This window comes from Rhodospirillaceae bacterium (assembly GCA_018660465.1).
Taxonomy (GTDB): Bacteria; Pseudomonadota; Alphaproteobacteria; order Rhodospirillales; family JABJKH01; genus JABJKH01.
This window is the reverse complement of sequence record JABJKH010000074.1, coordinates 12,309-37,974: the sequence shown is the minus strand read 5'-3', so window position 1 is coordinate 37,974 and position 25,666 is coordinate 12,309. Positions and strand designations below refer to the sequence as shown.

The window sequence follows — 25,666 nt, the reverse complement described above, 5'->3', positions numbered from 1 at the left end:
CACTAAGGTGCGAAATTCATCCGGCCCGTATCCGCACCACCCATCCAGCGGACGATGCCGCCGGTGCCGTCGACAGAGACTTGCGCGCCGTCAGGGATGACCTCGGTCGCGTCTTGTACACCTAGAACCGTCGGGATGCCGCGTTCGCGAGCCAAGGATGCCAAGTGCGAGGTACTGCCGCCGAGTTCTGCAACAACCCCTGATACCCGTGGCAGGATTTGGCTGAGGGACGGGCCCGCAACCGTGGTAATGAGAATATCGCCGGGTGCGACCCGAGACAGCTCGCATTCGCAATTAATGACGCAGGCGCGGCCTTCGGCGACACCTGTACCGGAAGGCTGACCTTGAATACCCGGGTGACGGCGCCAAACTTTGGTCGGTGCCTTGGGCAGATTGACCTGTAGGGGACGGACCTGCAAAAGCTTGAAGCCTTTATCATCCATTGCCCATTCAATTTCTGCCGGCATGCCGATAACGGCCTCGGATTTTTTCAGGAAATGTGCAAGTTCCAGAACCTGTTCTTCACTGAGGCAGTGTTGTTCAGCTTCTTCATCAGTCGACTTATGTAGATTAGCAGAGCCATGGTGCTCACAACCGATCCGGTGGGATTTACGCCCCAAGTTCATGCCGATGACTTCAAAATCGTCGTTGATCTCATAGGCATCGGGAACGACTTCGCCCTGGGCAATTGCTTCGCCCAAGCCCCATGTCGCATTCAACCGCATGCCGCCTGCTGCCATCTGGCTAAGTCCGCCACCAGAAGCAACTGCCGTCACCAACGGCTGCACCAATAACCCCATGGCCGTACTGGCAGGGTTAATATCGTGGGAATCCATATACCGAAGGGCACGAACCGACCAAAGCGCCGCCCAACAGGCGCGCACGGCAGTAATAAAATCTTCTTCGCTCTCCAGCCCTAAAAAGCTTTCGAACTGTCCGGCAAAGGAGGACCCTTCGCGATCTTCAACCAAAGCTGATGAGCGAACCACCATTAGTTCACCGGTGCGGTCAATCAAGGCTTGGCGGGCGGCCAGAATCTCTTCGCGAAGCGCCGGGTCCATGTCGCCTTCATAGAGCGCCAGCCGAATTTCAATCGCGATAGAGCGTGCGTCCTCATATACCGCTTCACCAAATTCACGCATTTTCTCTTCTAATCCAGCCGCCACTAACTGGGCGCGGTAGGCGTCTTCACCAATGCAGAAGCCATCAGGGATCGGCAGGCCCGCTTGGCCCAAGGCTGCTTGATTTGCCGCCTTCGGTCCGAACCGATCTGAATTTACCGCTTCAGGTGAGGAAAGAAGAACAATGTGTGAGTCGGTCATGAGAGGTTACTTTCTGCCAACGTGATAAAATAAGACGAAGGGCGCCGACATTGTGATCGAGCTGATCACCGCCGACGCCCCCCAATTCGTCTTTGAAAGTCTTAAGTTAGATGACTTTCACCGGCATGATGCGGTCGATCGGGAAGTGGGTGATCAGTTCAGTCTCATCACTGTGAACGATAACCATTTCCTCAATCCGAACACCCCATTCAAGCGGCTTGCCGTGCTGGGTTTCCAGCGCGAAGACCATGCCTTCTTGAATTTCAAGTGGGTGATCCAAGGACCAAATCCGCGAGATAACCGGAGGATCGTACTGAGCAAGACCCAGACCGTGACCCCAAAGGTTGGCAGCCGCTTGGTCTTCTTCTTCGTAGCCCCAAGCTTCTTTCGCTGATGGCCATTTCTCAGCAATGTCGCGGGTCGTAGCACCCGGCTTCACAGCTTCAATAGAGGCCTGCAGCCATTCCAACGCCTTGGCGTAGTAATCTTTTTGCTCCTGGGTCGGTTCTGCACCCACGCAGTATGTCCGATAGTAGCAAGATTTATAGCCGTTCCACGTGAGAGCCGCCAAATCCATGAACACAATATCGCCCGGCTGAATAATCCGGTCGGAGAAGTTCCGCCAGTTCGGCCATGTGTTAGGACCAGAGGAGACAATGACGTCTTCAACGTCTTCCATGCCTGGAATATTGAACAGGAACTTCATGATGTGAGCCGTAACTTGGTTCTCAGTAACGCCAGGCTCCAGGAACTTCATGCATTCCCAGTGTGCCGCATCACCAATGGCACCAACGATGCGCATGCATTCTTGCTCATCTACGTTCTTAACAGCCCGTGCTTCCATCATTGGCGACATACCGTCGGCCCAGTGAATGCCTTCTTCTTCGAAAGCTTTCAGCATGTTGATGTCCATGAAGTCGACGCCCAGCTTTTGGCCTTCAACGCCGTTTTCTTTCATGACGTCCTTGGCAGCCTGGATGAATTTCTTCACCTGCTGAGAGGAAGCAGGACCCGCGGCACCCTTAATCCATGCATAGGAATAACGGATGTTCTCAGGCGGGATCCAAGGGCAGTGAGCCGCAATTTGAGCACCAATATCGCCTTGTTCAAACAAGACAGGCGCGCCGTCACCAGCCAACATCGCATAGCGAAGACCCGGCTTCAGACGGTTCCAGCCCGGGGTCAGTGTGGAGGTTACATAACGTACGTTCTCATCATACATGAGGATCATGGCGCCGAGGCCGGCTGCCTTCATACGCTCACGAGCGCGCTCCGTACGGTAGGTCCGCAACCGGTCCCAGTTAATCCGCTGTTGCCAGTCTACCCCACCCAAACCAAAGTTTGCTGTGCTATTTCGTGCCATCGAGTTGCCTTTCTTTTTTAGTTCTAAAGTTCCTTGGTGGAACTTTATTTAAAATCCGTGACTAATCGTTTCGTATCGATAAAAACGAGCGCCCATAACAGGCTTAGTATGGCGCGCAATATAGTGTCTCATAGGGAGGCTGGCAAACGCAAAATATGGCTAAAAGCCACACATTTTTTGCAGAATGGCATCAATTTGTCGTTAGCTGCCTTTTGGCACAAATCAGTACCTGATAGACCAAAATGAGCCTTGAGAAATATTGCGATACTGTAGACAGACAAATCGAGTTGAGACATGACGTCACCAGTGATAGGATAACGCGTAACGTAGATTCGGTTTCGGGGGCTTCGCATGAATTTGTTCGTAAAGTTTGTTCCCATGGTAGCTGTAGTGCTGCTTACTGGCTGTATGTATGACAGGGCTCAGTATGACGCTCAGCCCTATACGCGCACGGCGACAGACATCGGCAGCAAGCCGGTCGCGCAACAGCGGGTTCATGCCGCGGCCCATTGGGATGCATTAGCACTGGAGACCGTCGCCGGCATCGAACAAGCCCGTGTCAAACTACCCAACAAGAAGACCCCGTTCTTTGTTGAGGCCGCTGATCCGACCATGCCATTTTCCGTTGCCCTTCGCGAACTCCTGATCACACGGCTGACACAAGCTGGGTTGCCCGTTTCGCTGAGCAGAGGTGGCGCTTACAGAATTCACACAGATGTCCGCCCCGTGCCGCATAAGCAGTATGTCCCGCCGCCCATGAGCGGCTACGTCATGGGGGGTGGCATCGCCGGTATTTCAGCAATCAGCATAGCCGCACCCACAGCACCTACCATTGCAGCCGGGGCCATTCTATATGAACTCGCGGATGCCAATGGTATTTTTCCGTCTGAACCTCGGCCCGAGGTTATGGTCACGGTATCAGTCACCAAAGGAGCGATGATTTATCATCGCTGGTCGAAGATTTTTTACACTACCAGCAAGGAACTCCTACAATACGTCGGTGCCCAGGCACCTGCCCCGCTGTTGGTACACGAAGCATCGGCAGCCAAGGAACCGCTGAAGATCCGACAGTTCTCCGTTGGTTCAACGAATTAGGAAACCGCGAATGAAACCGATAAATGTCCTGATCAGTTGTCTTGCGGTTGTGTTGGTTGCTGCGTGCGGCTCGCCTAACCCTGTATTGACCAAGTCACCCAAGACACCGGGGACGGAACTGATCGTTTCCAACTATCAGGCGATGGATCAACTGCTGCAAAAGAATCAGACCAACCTGAACCCAGCCAAGCCGGTTCTTGTAACCAGCCTCGCTGATATCAATAACTTGGAACTCTCATCGCCCTTGGGCCGCATTTCATCAGAGCAACTGGCGTCTCGGTTGGTCGGCAGCGGCTATGCGGTGGTCGAAGTCAACATGGGCAATCGGCTGCGGATTAACCGTGGTACGGGCCAGCTTATTCTATCCCGCGATGTTCGCGAACTCAGCCGGGAAAGTGGCGCACAAGCGGTTGTCGCAGGTACCTTTACGGTTTCCCAGAATGAGGTATTTGTAAACTTAAAGCTGCTTCGCGCCGATGATGGCCGGGTGCTGTCGGCCCATGACTACGTTCTAAAAATGGATGACAACGTTCAGTCCATGGTCACGCCTGTTAGGCGCTATACCGTTTATTAGTCTTCTGAATCTTCTTCGGGCACTTCCCAGACCGGCGTTTCGGGTTTAAGTCCCCCACGTCTGCGGGCATAGGTGTTCTCACCATTCACGTGATAGAAGCCTTGGACAGCCCGCACCGCGCCGTCTTCCCAATCATCTGACCAATGCCCCATTTCATAGCCATGCCAGGGGCTTTGCGGCGTTAAGGACGGCAGTTGCAGGCGTTCCCAGATTTCCTTGGCGTGTTCCATGTATTCCTTTTTAGGCAACGCCAACGGCGGCATATCGCCTTTCATGGTGGCGTCGATTAGTAGGGTCGAATCCTCCGACGGCCCGTCCTTGGCTTTCGGGCCATGACCGCGCGCGCGGTGGGGAAGGATTTGCATGTCTTCAATCGGATTGGCCCGATAGGCCAGCGCCCAGAAAACAGAGTCCGCATTGTCGGGATCAATGTCCTGATCAATGGCGATAACATACTTGCCACTGTCTGCCCGCAGCATGCTCGCACCATTCAATGCCCGCCACACTTCGGTCCGGGACGTGCCCTTTTCAAGCTGCACGAACAAGACCTTGCGGATGTTGGTCAGCGGTTCATGCAAGGAGACCTTCTTAACGCACTTTAAACTTAAGTTATTGCGGAGATGATTCAGGTACATCGGCTCGTAGGCCACCCGCTTGATAACGCTCGATTCACTTGGCGTTACTTGGCTGATGATCGACGGCATGATGGCATTAGACTTATGCGTGATGGCAGTCACGGTCATCGACATGTTGAAATCTTCCAACGCGATATGGCCATGGGATTCGCCGAACGGGCCTTCTGGTTCCAACAATTCCGTATCGACTTTACCTTCGATGATCAGTTCCGCGTCCGCCGGTATCATCAGGTCGACCGTCTTGCCCTTCACCATCCGCACCGGTGCGCCTAACAGCGCCCCGGCGACGGTCATTTCATCCACCCCGATGGGCATTTTCTGCGGTCCCATGAAGCAAATCGGTGGTGGCGCGCCAATAACAAAGACACAGTCCATGGTCTTGTCGCCGCGCTTTTGATATTTGAGCCAATGCAGGTAACCCTCGGCCCCGCCCGGACGGCTCGACATTCGGACACCTAAGCGATTTGGCGCTTTTAGCCCGCCGCGATAGGTGCCCATGTTCTGCACACCGGTTTCAGGGTCCTTGGTAATCACCCCGGTCGCCGTAAAATAAGGTGCCGCATCAAAGCCGGGACTGGAAATTGGCACTGGAAGGGTTTCAAGCCCGTTGCCCGGACCAATCAAATCATCGCCTGTAATCACGACTTCTTGGCAAGCGCCTTCTTCGACTTCCACAGGATCAATTGGATTGGCGATGGCATGGGTCCACTTATCGCCAATTTCATCGACGGGCACGCCCATGCCGATGCTGTAAATCTCCGGCGTCGCAGCCAGAGCACCGACGACGACCGGCATGTCATAGGTCTTGTTTTTGGAGTCTTTGATATTGGTGAATAAAAATGCAGAGCGTTGCGATTCCGGCACGCCGCCCCGAAACTGCCACCGCACCAGGGGATGCATCTCGGTATCTTTGTTAATCGGTACATCAATGGTGCGCAGCAACCCCTTGTCGTGCAACGCCTTCAAATGATCTTGAAAATCAGGATAGCCCCGTTCATCCGCGCTCATGCGTTTCCCTTATATCGGTCGTTAATTTGATCGAAGAATGAACCAAGGCTGGAAAATGTAAAGCCTCAAGTCTGGGAATATCTCATCTATCCAGACTCCTGTGCACATGATACCCCTCACACGCCAAGCCGACGCAGTGGCTGGAGACGAATTTGGCCATGGCTTCCATGCGTTCTTTGGTTGGTGCGTTTTGGTCGCGCAGGCGATCCGCTGTTGCCTGTACATCGCGGCGCAGCTTGTCGAAATCGAGCGAGACAAAGCGGCGTCCCTGCAAGACCATCCGTCCGCCGATCATGACGCTATCAACGGCGCTGCTGTCCTCGCAGTTAATGATCTGATTGGCGACATCATTTAACGGCACGAAGTTGATGTTTGTCAGGTCGATAAAAACAATATCGGCCTTAAACCCCGGTGCCAAACGACCGACCATGCCCGCCATCCCCAATGCCGACGCACCGCCCAAAGTCCCCGCCCGCAAGACATCCCAGGTGCCAAGCCAGGTCTCAGGATCGGGATCATCAAGCCTGGAGACAAATGACGCCATCCGCAGGGCCTCAAACATATTTTGGTGATCGGCGGAGGCCGACCCGTCACTGCCAATACCAAGGGTAACGCCGGCGTTCAATATCTGACGCGCCGGTGCGACACCATTTCCCAAGCGTAAATTAGATCCCGGGTTATGGGCGATACTTGCCCCCTGATCGCTAAAGCGTTTCACATCGTCTTCGTCGAGCCAGATGCAATGTGCACCGGTAAAGTTTGGACCCAGCAGTCCCAAGTCATCCAGATGCGCCGTCAGTGTTTTGCCATAGAGTTTTAGCCCCGCAACCGCTTGTACTTTGGATTCTGCCAGGTGCATCTGAACGCCAACATCGTATTCGGCGGCAAGATCACGGCAGGCGCGAATAAAATCGTCGCTGCAATGGTGCGGGATGGTTGGCCCCAATGCCGGCCGCACTTGGTCGCGATCAATCAACCAATCCTCCATCAACGCCCGACAATTGGCGATGTGTTCTTGCCAGGGGGCGGCCTGCGCTTTTTCAGCAATACTTCGATGCGGTTCCGGCAAGGAATCCAAAAGCCCAGGAATGGCCTGATACAAACTCGTGTCGGCCATCATCGGCGCCAGCACCACCCGCACACCAACTTCTGCATAGGCACGGGCCGCTGCCGAAATTCCTTCTACCGAAGGTGATGGCACTTCAAAGAACATATCGTATGCAGAGGTGCATCCCTTCAGCACCAGTTCCACGGCATTTAGGCGGGCCGACAAATACCGGTCTTCAAGGGTACGGTTGCCGTTGAGCCAAGAGCTCGCATGGAGCAGAAGTTCAAGCGACCATTTATCGCCAGAACCCTTGCCAAGGCTAGTGCTGCCGTGGGTGTGCGCATTAACCAGCCCCGGCATTATCAGGCGATCCGTCGCATCAATAACAGCCGCGTCCACAGGGGCATCCATTCCGGGAGTCCCCACCTCTAGGATACTGTCCCCTTCGATCAATAGATCCGTTGGCTCGACCGATCTTTGTTCCGGATCAAGCAATAGTCCATTGCGAATGACGTGTCGGGTAGGTGCTCCAGCCACGGGTCCGCTCCTTCACCACCTTAATTTTATCCAAAGAATGTACCGCCCTTACGACGTTTATAAAAGGACGTGCTCAGACAATTAAAGTCCTGCTAAACTCACCCCATGGCGAGGCTACTTCATTTTACGGACATGCATCTGCGCATCAATCAGCCGGGCACGGCGAGTGATCCTTTGCGCCTGTCCCGCAGCATGCCCGACGCACTTGATCGTCTGGCGGAGCAGATAAAAGAACTCACTCCGGATGTTCTGGTGATGAGCGGTGATCTTCTTGATGTGCCTGATGAGGTTAAGGATGGCGGGACACCGGATGATCGCTCCCACGAAGAATGGGTAGAAAGCGCAAAAGCGGATTTTCAGTTAATCCGGGATTGGTTTGATGCGACCGCCGTCCCCTATGTCGTTGTGCCAGGCAATCACGACCTTGAAGGCGCCTTTGCCGATGTTTTTGAGCCACCGCCAAAGCCGCGCGACATTGCGGGACTTCGGTTTTTCTGTTTTTGGGATGAATTGGCAGACGACAAGCAACCACTTCGAACCGGCGCGCGCAAAGAACAGTTTGAAGATGCCCTGACCAATCCAGAGCACGACTGCCCGCAAGTCCATGTTCAGCACTACATGATTGATCCGCCGACCGTTGGAAAAGGCAAGCGCTACGAATACAAAACTGCAGATACAATGAAAGAGGCGCTTAAAAGATCTGATCGAGTGCGGGCCGTTTTGTCAGGCCACTACCATCCCGGCAGCAACGCCACAACGGACGGTGTTATTCACTCTCTGCCGCCAGCCTTTTGCGAAGCGCCGCACGCCTTTCGGATTTATGATATTGCTGATGATGGCACGAGCACCATTACGGACCACGCTCTCGATTTATGAAGAGATATTTCCAGGTTATTCAGGCAACTTCCTGCCATTGCTTAGCTTCGCCTGATAGCGAAACTTTTTGTTGAAAAGAGTTATTTGATCGGGCTGATTTTTTAGCAAAATTTTCGTGCAGTGTTTTTTGTCATTTCTCGTGGTCCGACAGAGCATCGATTTTTTATTGATGAACCATCGCTTGGTAAAAACTCTGTTGCGACCACCGCGTTTTAAAAATGCGCTGCCGTCCTCATCGAAATAAATAAATAAATGATTCCCATTAGTCGGCGCAATAAAATCCAATGTATTTCCGACAATAAGTTTCCGAATTTCTCTCTTTGAAAGTGGGCCCATAGTTTTCGGCTCAGCACTGCCTGCGGGCAGAGGATAATCGCTGGGATTGATCAATTTAAATTTGAAGATACGTTGCGCGTTTTCAAAGGCGACCTTACGCGCAACTACAGGAGGTAAATAGGGCAACCGGACCACCCGAACCGCAGGTGCAATGCCTTTACGAAACCCTTTCACAGAATTGTCCGCCAGATACCAAGCTTCCGCACCGATCATAAAACGGTCAGGGAATTTTGTGATGAGCCTCTTCCAATCTGGGTCCATCCGGGCACCACCTCGGAAAATTGGGAACCGGGCGTTTAATCCGCGAATAAGCTTCAAGCTAAGATATAGATTGGGATGGGCTTGGAGAAGCCGCCGGGTCAAGTCGGGCGAACGCAAGCCGGTCGTATCCATACCCAAATGAACCCAGATAATTCTCGCTTTGCGATTATGCCGAAGTAAGCGTTCAAATGCCGTTATGTTCTCTTCGATATAGGCAGGGTTATCGGAACTCTTTTTTCGCATTCTTTTCGACACCGCCCATTTCTCGGGCACAGCTTCCATATGTATATCGATTGGAACGTCGTGCTTCGCCGCCATATCAGCGAGTAGTAAATAGAGAGGATGATCCGGCTGAACATTTTCAAACGGGTGGCCGGAGCGAAAAGAAAAATGCAATGCCGTCGTTTCGCCAAAGCCGATAGCCCCCTTGGCAATAAGTTCATCAGCTCTTGCTATAAAATCAGCACGGTCTCCCTCATCAACGCTGTCTCGACTTATATTATTAATCATCGGGTTTAGGGATCGCCCGCCACCCAAGACTCTGAAACGTGTAGGATATTTTTTCGTAACCCTGATAAGGTCGTCGAAATAGGAATTTTCAGAACGATTACTAGGGGGCGACATCACGATGGATGCCTGCACACCATGCTCATCCATTTGCCGGATGGCATTTTCAGTTGTCCCCTCCCAATCTCGGTCCCCCTGACCAATATCGGGCTTAATATGCGCGTGGGTCACGATCACGGGCAACTTGGCATACCATGCCGCATTAGGATGCTTCGAAAAATCAGGTCCCTTTGACGTTTTAGAAAACCGAGCCTCGAGCTCTTCCTTCGTGACATAGCCATCACCATCGGCGTCCAGTTTCCCGAATCTATTTTTCGGACCAAGGAATTCGTCCCTGGATATTCGACCGTCGCCATCCTCATCCATTTTCTTGATAACTTTACTCGGCGTACGTTGACTCGAACGGTCTCCTCCCCCGCGTTGAGCAAGCTGCACTTCTACGCTGGTTCTATCAATTGCTTGGGACGGTGGCGATATCATGATCGCCATCAGGATAAATTGTGAGGCTATGATTATTCGATTCATGCAGTCGATACTACAAGAATGCCGATAAGCTGCAAAACCTAAAAAGCTAAAGTGTCTTCGCCTCCAACCGCCGACCATGCAGTACGGGTTCCGTATAGCCATTCGGTTGTTCCCGGCCCTTTAAGACGAGATCGCAAGCGGCTTGGAAGGCGACACCGTCGAAGCCTGGGGCCATATTGGTATAGGCTGGGTCGCCCGCGTTTTGGCCATCAACTACAGCCGCCATGCGTTTGAGAGTTTCCATCACCTGATCTTCACTGCAAATGCCGTGGTGCAGCCAATTGGCGATGTGCTGGCTAGAAATGCGGAGGGTCGCGCGGTCTTCCATCAGGCCGACATCGTTGATGTCCGGCACCTTGGAACAGCCGACACCCTGATTGATCCAACGCACGACGTAGCCCAAAATTCCTTGTGCGTTGTTCTCCAGTTCCTGCTGAATTTCGTCTGCCGACCAGTTGTGACCCCAGGCCACAGGAAGGGTCAGAATGTCGTCCAGGTTCGCCCGCTCACGGCCCGCAATTTCATCTTGTCGGGCGTGCACATCAACCTGGTGATAGTGTAGGGCGTGCAGCACAGCAGCTGTTGGCGATGGCACCCAGGCGGTATTCGCGCCAGCTTGCGGGTGGCCAATTTTTGTCTTCAGCATCTCTGCCATGCGGTCCGGTGCGGCCCACATGCCCTTGCCGATTTGCGCCCGGCCCTTAAGGCCACAAGCCAAGCCAATATCAACATTCCAATCTTCGTAGGCGGCGATCCAGTTGGTGGCTTTCATATCGCCCTTGCGGATCATCGGACCGGCTTCCATGGAGGTGTGAATTTCATCGCCGGTCCGGTCCAGGAACCCGGTATTGATAAATACGACCCGTTCGCGCGCCGTCCGGATACATTCTTTTAGGTTAACAGTCGTGCGGCGTTCTTCATCCATGATGCCCATTTTGATGGTATTGCGGGGCAGGCCGAAGGCGTCTTCAATTTTGCCATAAAGGTCCACCAGCATGGCGACTTCTTCCGGCCCATGCAGCTTTGGATTCACGATATAGATCGATCCGGTTTTTGAATTCTGAAATGTCCCTGTGCGCTTTAGATCATGCACCCCTATCGCCACCGTTGTCATGCCGTCGAGGATACATTCAGGTATCTGCTTTCCATCCGCATCGTGAACGGCTGAAATCGTCATCAGCGGGCTCATGTTCCGAACCATCATCAGGCTGCGACCGGGCAACGCGAATTCAGACCCATCAGGAGCAGTATAGGTTCGGTCAGGGTTCAAATGCCGTGTCTGAGACCTCCCCTCCTTCTCAAAGATATCTTCTAAATCGCCCTTCATCAGGCCCAGCCAATTGCGATAGGCCGTGACTTTATCTTCCGCATCGACCACGGCGACGGAGTCCTCTAAATCTACAATCGTCGTTATCGCGGCTTCCATGATGATGTCGTTAATACCTGCAACATCGTCCTTGCCGATCATGCCGTTGCGGTTAATTTCGATTTCTAAGTGGAGCCCGTTATCAACGAATAATATTCCCGTCGGCGCATCGGCACTGCCTCTGAAGCCAGCAAATTTTCCTGGTTCAGCAAGCCCTGTAACAGACCCGTCATCGAACGTAACTGAAAGAGCACCGTCTATGATCGTATAGGCGTCGGCCTGTTGGTGCGACCCTTGAGCCAACGGTACGGCACCATTTAAACGTTCTCTGGCAAACGAAATTACCCGTGCCGCCCGCACAGGATTAAATTCAGCACGTATTTCCGCACCTCCGTCAGAGGGGATAGCGTCCGTGCCATACAGCGCGTCGTAAAGACTGCCCCACCGCGCATTCGCCGCATTCAGCGCATAGCGCGCATTGGTGACCGGCACGACCAGTTGTGGGCCAGCAATGTTGGCAAATTCAGCATCGACGTTTTCTGTCGTGGCAGAGAAAGCTTCACCTTCTGGCACCAGATAGCCGATGTCGGTCAGAAAAGATTTATAGGCTTGAAGATCGAACGGCTGCTCTTTCTGGGTGACATGCCAGGCATCAATTTTCTTTTGAAGATCGTCGCGTTTGTTTAGCAACGCTCGAATACGCGGAGAAAATTCGCCGACAAGTTCCTCCATCACATCCCAGAATTGATCAAGGCCAATGCCCGTTCCCGGCAACGCGGTTGTATTTATAAAGTCATATAGAACAAGAGCAACGTTTAAGTCTCCCACTGCAATTTGCTTAGCCATTCTTTACGCCCATCTTATATTAGATTATTGAGATGTACTAAACAGCATAAGCGAAAAAAGCAACGAGAGTCTCGATAAAAATGTGTAGCGACGCCGGAATTTAAAAACTATTTTTTGGCGAGATATTCTGCCGTGACGACAGAACAGTCTTCTAACGTCGTGCCGCGCTTTCGCGTTTCAACAATTTCTTCACCGAGCGGTGAATCGGCTATAATCTGGAACATCTTTGCGCCGCCAACACAGGTCTCACCGGGCATGCCAAGCGCCTCAAATGTCTTGCCGATTTCTTCGACCTCTCCGACCCAACGATAGGCCTTGGGTGGTGTCAGGGTGACGCGCTTCGAGGCCCACTCAAAACCATTCTTCTGCGACGAGCTGAGTTCGTGAACGACCTCATCATAAACACCCAAGGCCTCTGCTGCGGCAAACGTTTCCGCCGCCAAAGCCACCATGGTCTTTGTCATATTTGCAAAGCACATTTTGACAGCCGCCGCCCGACCAATGGTGTCACCAACATGGATGATGTTAAGGCCGTATTCCTTCAACTGTGAAAAGTCGTTGGCGTAGGGACCGGACGCATAATATCGGGTGACGTTCTTAATCGGGTCAGGCGGATCACCGAGAATACCGACATCGACAAAGTTCGCACCCACGGGCTCGACAATCGCCTGAATTTCTTCTTTGGTGGTGGGGGCCACCGCATTGCAGTCGGCATAGAGAATAGATTTGTTCGACGCCTCAATGTGTGGCGCCATTTGTTTCGCCAACGCAACTGCCTGAACCGGTGGCAGAATGGACAGGAACATATCGGCTTCGTTGATTAAGGCGGCGTCATTACCGACATCTTCCATGCCCGCATCTTTGGCCAGCCCAATCGAGCGACTGCTGCGACCAGTCAAATTGGTAATGACCCGCAGTCCATGGTGCACAAGCTGTCCCCCGGTCCCAGACCCCATTTCACCCTGCGCAATAACAGCCACGGTTTTAACGGTCATTCGATTTCTCCTAATAAAAAATTTTCTTAGGTATGCTTCGCCAAAAACGCTTCCAACGCCACATTAACGGATTCGCTACGTTCAACACAGGTGAAGTGTGCGCCAGGGTCTAGTTCTAAGAATTCCGATCCTGGCAATTTCGCAGCAATTTCCCTCATGCCCGATGGCGGCGTCCCTAAATCTTGGGTGCCGGCGATGATCAGGGCTGGAATTTGAATGTTTTCCATCCGGCTTAAGTAATCCAAGCCCTGCAACGCACGCGCGCAACCTTCATAACCGATGGCAGACGTGGCGCGAATGGTGGCGCGGATTTTATCAATGGTCGCTGGGTCGGACTCACGAAACCCCTCTGTAAACCAGCGTTCAATGGTCGGCTCTACCAAGGCCTCAATCCCCTTTTCGCGCACCATCGTAATCCGATCATCCCAAGCCTGAGAAAACTCCGCCGGGGCATCGGCGCGCGCATTACAACAAACGATGCTGTTCAAACGGTCCCGATAGCGAATCGCCAGCCCTATGGAATACATGCCGCCCATCGACAATCCAACGAAGTGAGATTTCTTAACCCCTAACGCGTCCCAAAGCCCGATGATGTCATCGACCAGTAGATCCATTGTGTAGGGTGCAGGCGCTGCCTCACTGCCGCCATGGCCGCGGGTGTCATAGCGCAACACCCGATAGCGGTCTTTCAGAAAATCCCACTGCGCGTCCCACATGCTCATGTCTGAGGCCAGCGAATTGCTGAACGTCAGCCACGGCGCGCCCTCTGGCCCATCGATTTCATAGTTAAGTTTAACACCGTTTGCGGTTACCTGCATGATCGCTTCCCTTATTAGTTTGGCCTTATTGATTTAGCCCCAAGGTAGCAGACAGGTTTCGGGTTGCAAATATAATGACGACAATTCGCCGTTTTCTTCCCCCAAGAATGAAAGAATGTGTCTACAATACTTTATTCAACACAAGGACGATGACATGCCGAGTCCGTTTTGGGATTTCTCAGTGGATGTCTATGACCGGGACGGCGTTCCGCCTGCCTGCTTAGCGTTGCAGGAAGGCTGCGGCATTGATGTCAACATGGTGCTGCTCTGTTGCTGGGCCGGAGAAATAGGCGCCGGACACTTAGGCTTGCAAAACATTAGACAGGCCTTGGGTGCCATAAACGGCTGGCACTTTGATGTCGTCCGCGGGCTGCGCACAGTCCGCAACCACCTTAAGTCCGGCTTTCGGGGATTTGAAGACGAAGCGGTCCAAGAACTCCGTAAGAGCATTTTGAAGATAGAATTAGACTCTGAACATATGGAACAAGACAGGCTCGCAAATGCCGTCTCCCTGACGCCTGGTACCGACATCCTGCCTGAACAAAAAGCATCTGATGCCGCCGCCAATCTGGCTGACTACTTTGCGCTGGGAGCCAGCAGCAACCACGAAGACCGCAATGGCCACATCGCAAGCATCCTGGCGGCTTGTTTTTCAGAAGTTCCCCAAACAAAGATAGACCGAATTGTGGCGGATGATTTTAGGGACGGCTAGGTCATTGCCTCATAACCCCTGTGCCAACGTATGTTTTTCTGAGAGTCTGCAGCCTTCGTATAGGGCTGTCTGAAACGCTGGGCGTTTTTTAATGCGGGCGAACCAGTCGGTCATTGCGGGAAAGTCGCTTTCCCAGAGTTCTGCAAACCCTAGGTCTTCCATTCTGTCGATAAGGGGGGCCACGATAATGTCGGCCAGGGTGTACGTGTCTTCGACCAGCCACGGGCTGTTTTCCAGGGCACGATCCATGCGTCGACAGGTGTTGGTGATTTGCTCTAGTGCGGCTTCAAAGTCCTCGCGATTAAACCCCTTGGCTCCCATGCGCCGATAGAACTGTTTGCGAAGCGGGCGAATATCGGACTGTTGGTCATGAAACTGCTGCTCATCAAGGCCCTGAAAGCGCGGCAGAAAGGCCATGTTGAACGATGGCGTGCGAACAGCGATGGTGGGCACTTCTTCATGAAATCGCATCCAGGCCCGCATTTCTGCGCGTGCGTGTGGGTCTTTTGGCGATAAAGGAGTATCCGGGAACACGTCATCCAGATACTCACAGATGACGCTCGAATCATGCACAAGCCGATTTTCGTGCACCAACGTCGGCACGACACCGTTTGGATTGATCTTTAAGTATTCAGGTGTGAGATGCTCATTGGTTGCTAAATCTATGAATTTATCTTCCCACGTAAGATCTTTCTCAGCGAGGCACATTCGCACCTTCTGGCTGCAGGTGGAATGAGGCGTATTATAAAGTATTAACATTGTAGTTTTCTTCAGCGCCCTACCCTGCCGCCTGATCTTCCTCGCCCGTATCTTCTTTCCAGCGATGCACGATCCCGGCATCAATATCCATCTGATCCAAAGCCCGCCCGACGGTCTGATTGACAATATCATCGATGGATTGGGGACGGTGGTAGAAGGCGGGGACGGGGGGCACGATAGCGCAGCCGAATTGTGCGGCCTTGGTCATTAGTTCCAGATGACCCAAATGCAACGGCGTTTCGCGCACCAGCAACACCACAGGGCGGCGTTCTTTCAGGCACACATCGGCCGACCGACTGATCAGGTTATCTGCGAACGAATTGGCGATACCCGATAACGTCTTGATCGAACAAGGTGCAACCATCATCCCAGAGGCACGGAAAGACCCACTGGAGATCGACGCACCAATATCCTTAAACCCGTGCACCACGTCGGCACGGTCGCGGACTTGATCCAAAGACAGTTCGGTTTCCGCAGCAATCGTCTGCGCACCTGAGGGCGACAGGATCAGATGCGTTTCCACATCCGCTACGGTGCGCAAGACCTCCAGCGTGCGAATGCCGTAAATGGCACCAGACGCGCCAGAAATCCCAACAATAATCCGCTTTTTCTCTGACATTTTTATTCCAATTTCTAAGGTTGTGCCGCTCAGCACCCTTCGAGACGGCCCTATTATGGCCTCCTCAGGATGAGGATTTTACTAAAACATAGAAATCAACCTCATCCTGAGGAGCGCTAATTTAGCGCGTCTCGAAGGGTGCTCAACGGCACAAACTCTCCCGATTATCTCTTGCCCAGGATATTAAACCATTTCCAAGTGAGGGTAAAAACTTTAAGAGAAAGGTCCCTGACACCAGCCCAGACAACTTGAGCCTGTGGAAACCATTCGTGGAAAATATTCTCACCGTAACAATCCCGTTCTTCGCCCTGATGGGCTGTGGCTATGCCGCTGGTCGGGCGAAATTATTTACGGCCGCGGGCATCGACGGGATGATCTTTTTCGTCTTTTACTTTGCCCTGCCCTGCCTGCTGTTTCGTTACATGGCGCTGAGCCCGCTCAGTGAAATTGCTGATTTTTCATTCATGGGCGCTTACGGCGCCGTTAGCCTGGGTGTGTTTATTCTAGCGGCCTTTGGTGGAAGGTTGATCTTCGGCTCGCCCATGGGGGTGATGGCGCTTCAAGGTCAAGCCGGTGCCGTCTCCAACGTCGGCTTTTTAGGACTGCCGATGATTTCTGCTTTGTTGGGTCCAGATGCGGCGTTGGCGGTGATTCTTGCCCTGCTGGTTGATCTAATTATTTTTATGCCGCTGACCCTATCCATCCTGGAAATAGATAAGAACAGAGACCATGCCCTCGGACCGGCAATCCTAAAAATATTCCGCGGCACTTTCTTAAATCCGTTTGTCCTCTCCATTGGCTTAGGTGTGCTGGCGTCCGCAGTCGGATTTAGAATGCCGACGCCGATAGATTCATTCACCGGCCTATTGGGTGCCGCTGCCAGCCCCTGTGCATTATTCGCGCTCGGCGCCTCCTTGGCGGGCCGACCGCTGGCTAAGGATTTTAAGGAAGCCAGCTACTTGATCAGCTTCAAGCTGTTCATCCACCCGCTGGCCATGTGGTTCGCTATGACTCAAATATTTGACGTCAAACCGATGTGGGCGACGGCGGTGATCCTGGTCGCAGGATTGCCCATCGCTGGCAACGTCTTCATCCTGGCACAAACCTACGGCACCTATTCAGAGCGCACCTCAACCGCGATCCTGGTATCAACCGCGATTGCCGTGGTGACGTTTTCTGTCTTGGTTGGGATTTTGACTTAGGATATAAAATACCCATGACGTCGACCATCTCCCGCATCACCCCCACCGTCACCCGTGTCAGCGATAAGACCAACTGGACTTTTATTGAAGTCGAGACCAGCGATGGCGTTCGGGGGGTTGGCGAAGCGACTTTGTATGGCCAGGAAGAGGCGATGGGGGCGCTTACCAGGGGGGTTGAGGGCGACCTTAAAGGGCAACCTTTGTCCGCCATTGAGGCCTTGGCTGAGACGACATCCGCGTCCACCGACCAGACTCAGCGGGCCGTGATCAGCGCGCTTGAACAGGCGAGTTGGGATATTCGCGGCAAGCAAGAGGGCAAGCCGGTTCATGAACTTCTTGGTGGCGCGTTAAATAAACAAATTCCAATTTATGCCAATATTAACCGCCGTACGGTGGATCGATCCTTAGCCGGGTTTGAAGCCAGCGCGCGGGATGCAATTGATGCGGGATTTAACAAGCTGAAAATTGCACCGTTCGATGGCTTATATCCGGACATTGGCCGAGAAGGCGATGCCCTTTTCAGCGCCGGCATAGATCGCATCGCGGCGACGTGTGAGGTGGCGGGCCCCAATGTTCAAGTTCTTGTGGATTGCCACTGGCGACTGACCGTGTCGCGGTCTGAGGATCTCATCCGGCAGGCAGCAGAGATGGGGCTTTATTGGGTTGAATGCCCGTTGCCGGAAGACCCAGATGATTGCGTTGATCTGGCTCGCTTACGTCCCCTTAAAGATTCTCTCGGCGTGCGCATGGCGGGGACTGAAAAGGGCACCAACTTCAACTACTTCGAAAAATTCATCGCGGCCGAGGTCTACGACGTCATCATGCCGGATGTGAAATACGCGGGCGGTATTGGCGCGTTAATGCGGCTTGCCAAATTAGCACATGAACGTGGTATCGATTACTCGCCCCACAACCCGGCCGGACCGCTCTGCCATAACGCGACCCTGCACGTTGCCGCGGTAATTCCGAACCTATTGGTTCTGGAGCACCAGTTCGACGAGAGCCCAATGTTTAAGGACCTGTGCCCTGGTGCTGTGCCGAAGATTGAAAACGGGTTATCGCCCCTGCCGATGGGGCCAGGGATTGGGTTCAGTTTATAGACACTAAGTACGCACGTTTTTTAAGAACCCGCTCAGATTACCCTGCATATCTTTCGTCGGCCCATCAAGATCACCCGCCGCCCAAAGAACCTTAATGGCAGAGCTATAAGATTGGGCAGATGCCAGGGTTACGCCGGCAATTCGATCCGCCACCAACTTCGAACTTTCATTAACACGTTCCACAGTTTGAGTGATTTCCATGGTGGCGCTGCCTTGTTCTTCGACCGCCGCTGAAATGGAGGCGGCGACCTCGTCTATACTGGTGATCGTTTTTGTAATGTTTTCAATGGCGACAACAGACTCTCTGGTCTCAGCCTGAATTTTCCCAATATGCTGACCAATTTCATCGGTCGCTTTCGATGTCTGGTTGGCGAGATTTTTAACTTCGGATGCGACGACCGCGAAGCCCTTACCAGCATCCCCCGCCCGAGCCGCCTCAATCGTGGCATTAAGGGCCAATAGATTGGTCTGTTCGGCAATATCCGTAATCATACTGACGACTTCGCCAATTTTCTGTGCCGCCACATTGAGACCCTGAATTTTTGCATTCACATCGTGGGCTTCCGACACTGCAGAGTTTGCAATTTGTGAAGACTGGGCAACCTGCTGGCTGATTTCCTGAATGGAAGAGGAGAGTTCTGTCGTCGCTGCCGCTGCGGCCTCAATATCTTGCGATGTCGCTGCCGAAGCTTCTGCAACCTGAAACGATCCGCTGGAGGTTTTATCGATGCTTCCCCCCATACCAACCGCTGTCTCAAGCAAATTATTGGAACATTCGAGAATGGTATCCATAGAAACACCCACCGTTTCCTCAAGATTATCCGCCATTTGATTCATCGCAGCCTTCTTTTCAACTTCTGCTCTTTCTACAGACGCCCGCTGTTCCTCTTCAAGCCGCTTAACTTCGATGCCATTATCTTTAAATACTTGTACCGCCGCCGCCATTTCGCCGATTTCATCTGTTCGGTCCAAGCCCGGCACGGTCATATCTAAATTACCCTCCGCTAGTGAACCCATGCCAGCCGTCATCTGGGTAATGGGACCGACAATCCGTCGCGCAAGTGAAATTCCAATCACCGCAATCACAATCAATACAACGATCCCCGCAATCAATATGAATTTACGCATTTCGGCGATGGGTGCTAAAACTTCTGCTTCGTCAATTTCAGCAATTACTGCTAACTTAACACCGTTGAATGTGGTCGACCCATACGCGGAAAGAACCCGGTTTCCATTAATGCCACGCGCTTTCTCAACTCCTTTCTTTCCTGCCAATGCATTTTTTACGGCTGGCGTATCTGTTTTTTTCTTCAGAATTGTTGACGCTTTAGACAGACGAAGGTCGCTGCGGAGCAATAAATCCTGACCGACCAAATAGGCCTCTCCTGACTTTCCCATACCAACGGGAGATTGCATAACTGCATTCAGACGTTTGATCGGCATTTGAAGGATCAACGCGCCCCCAAAATCACCAAATTCATCCAGAAGTGGTGTGCCAATAAAGCTCGCTGGAGCATTCTTTCGGGGGGCATAGGACTTAAAGTCGGTAAAAACAATTGTTCCCTTTTTCGGCTTTTTCTCAGCTGCCTTAAAAATAGCAGCCAAGTCAGTCCCCTTCCATTTTCCTTCTAACAGGTTGGTTGCAAAATCGAGTTCTTTGTAGACCGAATAGACGACATTGCCGTCAACATTGACGATAAACAGGTCATAATAACCGCGTGTTTGGATAAACCGCCGAAACCAGGCATGAAATTCAAGGTGCGCCGTGCTATAGGGCGAGCCATCTGTTGCGCCGGCCAGTTTATCTTTCTCACCAAGGGGGTGCGGATTATTTTTGATATAAAGATCCTGAAGGGCCAGGCCTGCTTTTTCGCCCAATTCTTCATATCCTTCAGAGAATTTCAGCAAGCTTTCCACAACCGACTGATTTGTAGCCAGAGCCGCAAGGTCCTCTTCCGTTCCACTCAAGTATGATTCGATAGCCACCTGGCGAGATTGTTGCAGAACAACCAAGCGTTTGTTGGCCTCAACAACAATCTGGTCGGCGGACTTTATATACCCAATGAACCCCGTCGCCAGCACCGCAACCGACGCCAATATCACCATCGCCAGTGGCAACTTTTTAGCTAACTTCATGTTTTGAAAATTCATAATAAAATCCTAGGCAAAATTCTAATTCACGCGATTTGATATATAGGGTCGCGCCAAGATATTATATTACAATAATTTCATATAATAATGAAACCAAATAGCATACGATGGTGCTACTTAATTTCTGGGCCACAAAATGGGCCCAATTTTTTAAGGATTTTGGCTTAGGGCGTGCGGAAGACGTAGGCAATTGTCCCCGAATTTGCTTAAGCGTGACCCGCGTCTTGAGAAAATCCAGCAAGGCCAACTTCGATCCAGCGTTCCAGGATCGGCTTTAGATTTTCAAACGGCTGGTAACCCGCCGTCAGCATCGCATAGGTCTCACCTTCCTTTACCATCATCGATGGGAAGCCCGTTGCGCCTGTGCGCTGGCAAAAGATGAAGTCGAGCTTGGTGAGTTCTTTGTAGTCGTCAGACGAAAATTTAGCTTCAAATTCCTCTGGGTCCGCACCGACTTCTTCACACAACACCTTGAACGTTTCGACATCTGTCGTGTCTTTGTTTTCGGTATAGAAACTGCGGCTGATGGCTTCATAGAACGGCAGGGTTTTTTCCTTGTGCAGGGAACGCATGGTGACGACGGCGCGGCAGGCGGGTTCTGTATCCAGCACAAACCCTTCCCGATCAAAGAAGCTAAAATCAAACGGTGCCCCTGTGGCACGGTTAACGTCTTCCCAATGGTGGCGGATCGTTGCTTTGTAGTCATCAGACATGGGGTCAGTTTCATAGGCATGCAGTCCGCCCAAGCGGATGGTCAGGGGGGCTTGGTCGTTGAAGTGAGTATAGATTTCCTCAACCGCGTGGGAGAATCCCCAGCACCAAGAACACATGGGGTCGCCGACGTAGATGATTTCTTTGGTTGTCATATTTCTTTTCCTTCAGGAAATTTTTCGATAGCTCGCATATGCCACTTGGTATGTCATCCTAACTTCATCACCCTGATCCAAACGCCGTAGCACCCTTCGGAGGGCCGCGGCTGACAAGGGTTGGTGGTTCGCTGCCGGCGTCTCCGCACCGATACCTTTAATCACGCGGGCAAAAGCGAGCGCGCTGGGGTAGGTCCGCGGGGTCTCAATAACATCCACCTGACCATCACCAAGCCCGTCAGGCCAGTATCCGTTCAATGTCTTAAAGGATGGAAATTCAGGCGTCCCTTGAACAAATCCACTGGCCTGATGCGCGTCCTGCCATTCAGCCAATGAGCCTTTGGCGAGGGTCGTGTAAGCAAGATACCCGCCCGGACTTAACAAATGCATCAAGCGAGCAATGCTGCCGGGTAAATCTTCAAACCACTGAAATGTCATGTTGGCGCAAATGAGGTCGAACGGCCCGTCCATGGTTGGCGCTTCACCGTCCATCTGACGAAACTGTATGTCAGGGGGGTCGCCCAATTCACGGCGGCAGGCGGCCAGCATATCAAGTGAAATATCTGTCACGATCCAGTGAGCATCAGGAAGCGTTTCTCTCAGCACGTCGGTCAGGAATCCTGTGCCGCAGCCAATTTCCAAAATTCGCGGCGAAGCAGGTAGTGAGAACGCGCCAATCCGATCCGCCAAGTTCCCTGCCGTAACCCGTTGCAGCTTGGCAGTTTGAGCATAGCCGTCAGCTGCCTCGCCGAAAGCACGATTGATACGATCTTTCCGCTGGCTCATTAAAGGTCGTCCCATATGGCCAACAACCGTTCGGCGCACCACGCTGGGTCTTCCATTGGCAACAAGTGTCCGCCATCGTGCCACTGAATTGGCGCCACCCCCTCAAACCCGGCCTTGGTCATCGCCGGTGATACGATCTGGTCAGACTTCCCCGCCAAAACGAATACGGGCGTCCGCTCAAGTGCCAGGGCATCCCGTTCATCCCAATCAGCAAGCCATGTAAGGCTCTCAGCCATGCGGTCGATGTCAAATTTATTAAGCGGATTATCGTTGCCACACCGACTCATAAAATCAGCAGTTACTCGGTCTGGCTTCCTAAAATATTGCTCCTGCATTAACTCTAGAACTCGGACGGGCTGGGCAGGATGATACCCCTCGGTCTCAGTAAAACGCGGAAAAGCATTGATGCCGACGAGTCCCTGCCATGGAGCTGGTTTATGTTTGAGCAGCCACATAAACCCCATCGAATGTCCAACCGCCAGTACAGGCGCGTTCAATTCGACATCTGGCATGACAGGATCACCGGTAAAGCCTAGGTCCACTGGGGCACACTTGAACTGCTGCAGACAGTCCACCAGCGGATCAAAAAAATGCCGGTCAAATCCCCAGCCATGAACCAGGAGTATTGTGGGGGTATCTGTACCTGCCATGCGAATGCACCGAGTGAAATCGAAACTCGTTTTTAATAGCTTTTAGCCCAACAAGCACGCAACGAGTTTCGTTGGTCGTGTTATGTATCCAAGTTTAGCACGCGAATGAGCCGCATAGATCGCCAGTGCCGATAGCCTACGCCAATAAATTCAAACGAATATAGCCAAATTGCATAGGTGCGTAATGGGCTAATAGCCTAATTGCAAACCTTACCCTAACCTGACAATCTTCGCCCTCAATTAAGTATAGCTCTCATTTTTAGAGTCAAAGCTTTCTTAACAGGTCCAGATGCGCGATGGAGAAACAAAGACTCTATATGATGATCGGGCTGACCTTGCTCAGCGTGTTTCTGCTTTCGATATTGTGGGAATTCGGCTTTGAGGAGACGGTCTATTCATGGTTTGGTCAGAAACACGCCACAATTGAATCTGATGGGGAGAAATGGGAATATATCATTACCGCTACAGCCTTCGTTGCGATCGGATTATTCCTTTCTTTTTTGATATCTCAGCCAACCCTCACGAAGCATAGGCGTGTAGAAAAAGCTCTTCGTGAAAGTGAAGAGCGGTTCCAAACCCTTATCAGCAGCGCTGACCACGGCATTCTTGCCCATCGGAATTGGGTTCCTCTGTATGCCAACCAGAAGTTGGCAGATATGTACGGGTATGATTCAGCAGAAGAGATCATGGCGCTGGCATCAACAAAATCATTAACCCACCAAAATTATAGACACGACAATCATAAGCGTAGGCTCATAGGTGAGAATCTGGAACCGGATTACGAAGTTAAAGGATTGCGTAAAGACGGAACCGAAATTTGGGAAGAACGTCGATCCTTTATCATAGATTGGGATGGTGAACCTGCTGTTTGCAGCATGAGACTCGATATATCCAAACGTAAAAAAGTGGAGTTGGAACTGCGCCAGACCCGCGATGAATTAGAACGTCGGGTGGAGGAGCGCACAGAAGAGCTAAACGCTGAACTAAAAATGCGCAAAAAGGCGGAAGAAATTGGCGACTTAGAACGTCGACGGTTGGCGGATGCAGTTAACAGCTTTAAAGACGGCTTTGCGCTCTACGATGCAGAAGACAAACTGGTAATTTGTAACGAAAATTACTTGGCTGCCATGGATGATGTCCGTGACTATCTAAAGCCCGGCATAACATTTGAGGCGTTTCTTCGGATCCGTGCGGATCGCGGCCTGCGCCAGGATGGTATCGTGCGAGACGAAGCATCCATCCAAAACCGAATGAAAGAACATCTAAATCCAACGGGGCCGTTGGAAAGACAATTTGATGACGGCAGAACGTTTCAAATTCATGAATTTAAGACACACGATGGTGGTATCGCCGTCGTTCGTATCAATGTCACAGACTTAAAAACGTCAGAGCAAGAGTTGCGCCAAAGTCAGGAACGACTTTCCAACGCGATTGAAAGCCTGAATGAGGGATTTGCCTATTACGATGCCGATGACCGCCTTGTAACTTTCAATGAGCACTATGCAGCACACCACAGGAGCATGGGAAGTGATTTAAAAGCGGGGGTAACTTGGGGGGAATTGATCCGGGGGCTGGTTGAGAACAAACGCATCCCTGCGGCGGCGGGGCGAGAAGAAGAATATATCGCCGAGAGAATAGCCCTCCACCGTAATTTTAAAGAGCCTCTCGTTACCCAAAAGGATGACGGCATGTGGATCATGGTGACCGAAAGTCTCACCCCAGACGGCGGAACTGTCCTAAGCATCCTGGACGTTACGAAACTAAAAAATACGGAAGACGAATTGCGCCAAGCAAAGGCTATTGCCGATGAGGCCAGCCGGGCCAAGTCTACATTTCTTGCAGCGGCCAGCCATGATGTTCGACAACCGCTTCAGGCGTTGGGGATGTTCTTATCAGTGCTCGGGGACAAGCTATCAACACCGCCGATTAAAAATAATCAAACGATCCAAATTCTTGTTGCCCGCATGAACGATTCGGTTTCTGCATTAAGCGGATTATTCAACTCGTTGTTGGATGTTTCCAAATTGGAATCTCAAACTCTGGACCCTGAAATTTCTGAATTCGATGTCGGAGAATTGATATCTCGACTGTCAGGCCAGTTTGAGCCTCAGGCAAAAGCCAAGGGACTTATTCTCAAAACCAAGACTGCGGAATTAAGAGTACGAAGCGACGAGGCCCTCTTAAGTCAGGTATTAAGTAATTTTTTAGGGAACGCCATTCATTATACGGATGAGGGCGAAATTCTATTCAGCGTCCGTCTGCGTAAGAACCACGTTGGAATTCAGGTCACCGACAGCGGCATCGGTATAGCCAAAGAAAAAATCGATCACATTTTTGAAGACTTCTACCAAGTGGGAAACGAACAACGTGACCGAACAAAGGGAATGGGGCTAGGTCTTTCCATTGCCAAACGAACCGCCGACTTACTCGGGTTGTATATAGCGGTGAGGTCTGAAGAAGGCGTTGGGTCTACTTTTGCCATTCAGATGCCTGTTGTTGAGCCCTCCGATATCAATGCCATTGAAGAAGAATTAAATGTAAGAAAAATGAGTGGTTAAAAGATGGGCAGCCCTAATATTTTTTGTCGATTGTCCGGAATTGAAATCTCTGGTTAAGTAAGCGGACCATTTAAATTTATACTGACCCACT

21 protein-coding genes are annotated in these 25,666 nt (G+C 51.9%); 7 read left to right on the top strand and 14 right to left on the bottom strand.

Annotation, left to right across the window (positions count from 1 at the left end; translation table 11 throughout):
* Positions 1–2: 2 nt before the first annotated feature.
* A complete protein-coding gene (locus tag HOM51_11490) occupies positions 3–1,322 on the bottom strand; it encodes a hypothetical protein (GenBank protein MBT5035127.1) in 1,320 nt (439 codons plus the stop codon).
* Positions 1,323–1,428: 106 nt separating this feature from the next.
* The gene (locus tag HOM51_11485; protein MBT5035126.1) at positions 1,429–2,685 is read right to left on the bottom strand and encodes an aminopeptidase P family protein; all 1,257 of its coding nucleotides are present in this window, start codon (positions 2,683–2,685) and stop codon (positions 1,429–1,431) included.
* A gap of 351 nt (positions 2,686–3,036) precedes the next feature.
* On the opposite strand from HOM51_11485, the gene HOM51_11480 reads away from it, so the two are divergent.
* A complete protein-coding gene (locus HOM51_11480; GenBank protein ID MBT5035125.1) occupies positions 3,037–3,780 on the top strand; it encodes a hypothetical protein in 744 nt (247 codons plus the stop codon).
* 10 nt (positions 3,781–3,790) lie between these two features.
* A complete protein-coding gene (locus HOM51_11475) occupies positions 3,791–4,354 on the top strand; it encodes a hypothetical protein (protein MBT5035124.1) in 564 nt (187 codons plus the stop codon).
* Here HOM51_11475 and HOM51_11470 read toward each other — a convergent pair.
* Entirely contained in the window at positions 4,351–5,997 is a 1,647-nt protein-coding gene (locus tag HOM51_11470; protein ID MBT5035123.1) for a UbiD family decarboxylase, read from the bottom strand. The genes HOM51_11475 and HOM51_11470 overlap by 4 nt on opposite strands.
* An 82-nt stretch (positions 5,998–6,079) precedes the next feature.
* Entirely contained in the window at positions 6,080–7,582 is a 1,503-nt protein-coding gene (locus tag HOM51_11465; protein MBT5035122.1) for an amidohydrolase, read from the bottom strand.
* 105 nt (positions 7,583–7,687) lie between these two features.
* Between HOM51_11465 and HOM51_11460 the strand changes: the two genes are divergently transcribed.
* A complete protein-coding gene (locus HOM51_11460; protein ID MBT5035121.1) occupies positions 7,688–8,458 on the top strand; it encodes a metallophosphoesterase in 771 nt (256 codons plus the stop codon).
* A 15-nt stretch (positions 8,459–8,473) separates the two neighbouring features.
* Here HOM51_11460 and HOM51_11455 read toward each other — a convergent pair whose 3' ends face one another.
* From HOM51_11455 to pcaD, 4 genes are all read right to left on the bottom strand, one after another.
* On the bottom strand, positions 8,474–10,225 hold the full coding sequence (locus HOM51_11455) for an amidohydrolase family protein (GenBank protein MBT5035120.1): 1,752 nt from the start codon (positions 10,223–10,225) through the stop codon (positions 8,474–8,476).
* Entirely contained in the window at positions 10,194–12,359 is a 2,166-nt protein-coding gene (locus HOM51_11450) for a malate synthase G (protein MBT5035119.1), read from the bottom strand. Before HOM51_11450 ends, HOM51_11455 begins: the two co-directional genes overlap by 32 nt.
* Positions 12,360–12,466: 107 nt before the next feature.
* Entirely contained in the window at positions 12,467–13,354 is an 888-nt protein-coding gene (locus tag HOM51_11445; protein MBT5035118.1) for an NAD(P)-dependent oxidoreductase, read from the bottom strand.
* A 26-nt stretch (positions 13,355–13,380) separates the two neighbouring features.
* Positions 13,381–14,172, bottom strand: coding sequence for a 3-oxoadipate enol-lactonase (gene pcaD / locus HOM51_11440; GenBank protein ID MBT5035117.1), 792 nt, complete (start codon positions 14,170–14,172; stop codon positions 13,381–13,383).
* Between the two features lie 154 nt (positions 14,173–14,326).
* On the opposite strand from pcaD, the gene HOM51_11435 reads away from it, so the two are divergent.
* The gene (locus HOM51_11435; protein ID MBT5035116.1) at positions 14,327–14,884 is read left to right on the top strand and encodes a TIGR02444 family protein; all 558 of its coding nucleotides are present in this window, start codon (positions 14,327–14,329) and stop codon (positions 14,882–14,884) included.
* Positions 14,885–14,893: 9 nt separating this feature from the next.
* Here HOM51_11435 and HOM51_11430 read toward each other — a convergent pair whose 3' ends face one another.
* Positions 14,894–15,643, bottom strand: coding sequence for a glutathione S-transferase family protein (locus HOM51_11430; protein MBT5035115.1), 750 nt, complete (start codon positions 15,641–15,643; stop codon positions 14,894–14,896).
* Positions 15,644–15,662: 19 nt separating this feature from the next.
* Complete coding sequence (locus tag HOM51_11425; protein MBT5035114.1) at positions 15,663–16,262, bottom strand: UbiX family flavin prenyltransferase; 600 nt, start codon at positions 16,260–16,262, stop codon at positions 15,663–15,665.
* A 269-nt stretch (positions 16,263–16,531) separates the two neighbouring features.
* On the opposite strand from HOM51_11425, the gene HOM51_11420 reads away from it, so the two are divergent.
* Together HOM51_11420 and HOM51_11415 are read left to right on the top strand one after the other, a co-directional pair.
* Positions 16,532–17,464, top strand: coding sequence for an AEC family transporter (locus HOM51_11420; GenBank protein MBT5035113.1), 933 nt, complete (start codon positions 16,532–16,534; stop codon positions 17,462–17,464).
* A gap of 14 nt (positions 17,465–17,478) precedes the next feature.
* A complete protein-coding gene (locus HOM51_11415) occupies positions 17,479–18,564 on the top strand; it encodes a mandelate racemase/muconate lactonizing enzyme family protein (protein MBT5035112.1) in 1,086 nt (361 codons plus the stop codon).
* Between the two features lie 3 nt (positions 18,565–18,567).
* On the opposite strand, the gene HOM51_11410 is transcribed toward HOM51_11415, so the two are convergent.
* From HOM51_11410 to HOM51_11395, 4 genes are all read right to left on the bottom strand, one after another.
* The gene (locus tag HOM51_11410) at positions 18,568–20,715 is read right to left on the bottom strand and encodes a methyl-accepting chemotaxis protein (protein ID MBT5035111.1); all 2,148 of its coding nucleotides are present in this window, start codon (positions 20,713–20,715) and stop codon (positions 18,568–18,570) included.
* Positions 20,716–20,921: 206 nt separating this feature from the next.
* Positions 20,922–21,581 carry a DsbA family protein gene (locus HOM51_11405; protein MBT5035110.1) on the bottom strand — a complete coding sequence of 220 codons (660 nt, stop codon included), beginning with the start codon at positions 21,579–21,581 and terminating at the stop codon, positions 20,922–20,924.
* 12 nt (positions 21,582–21,593) lie between these two features.
* Positions 21,594–22,367, bottom strand: coding sequence for a methyltransferase (locus HOM51_11400; GenBank protein ID MBT5035109.1), 774 nt, complete (start codon positions 22,365–22,367; stop codon positions 21,594–21,596).
* Complete coding sequence (locus HOM51_11395; GenBank protein MBT5035108.1) at positions 22,367–23,017, bottom strand: alpha/beta hydrolase; 651 nt, start codon at positions 23,015–23,017, stop codon at positions 22,367–22,369. The genes HOM51_11400 and HOM51_11395 overlap by 1 nt, the downstream gene beginning before the upstream one ends.
* A 317-nt stretch (positions 23,018–23,334) precedes the next feature.
* Here HOM51_11395 and HOM51_11390 point away from each other — a divergent pair, with 317 nt between their 5' ends.
* Positions 23,335–25,575, top strand: a complete 2,241-nt coding sequence (locus tag HOM51_11390; GenBank protein ID MBT5035107.1) for a PAS domain S-box protein — start codon at positions 23,335–23,337, stop codon at positions 25,573–25,575.
* Positions 25,576–25,666: the final 91 nt, after the last annotated feature.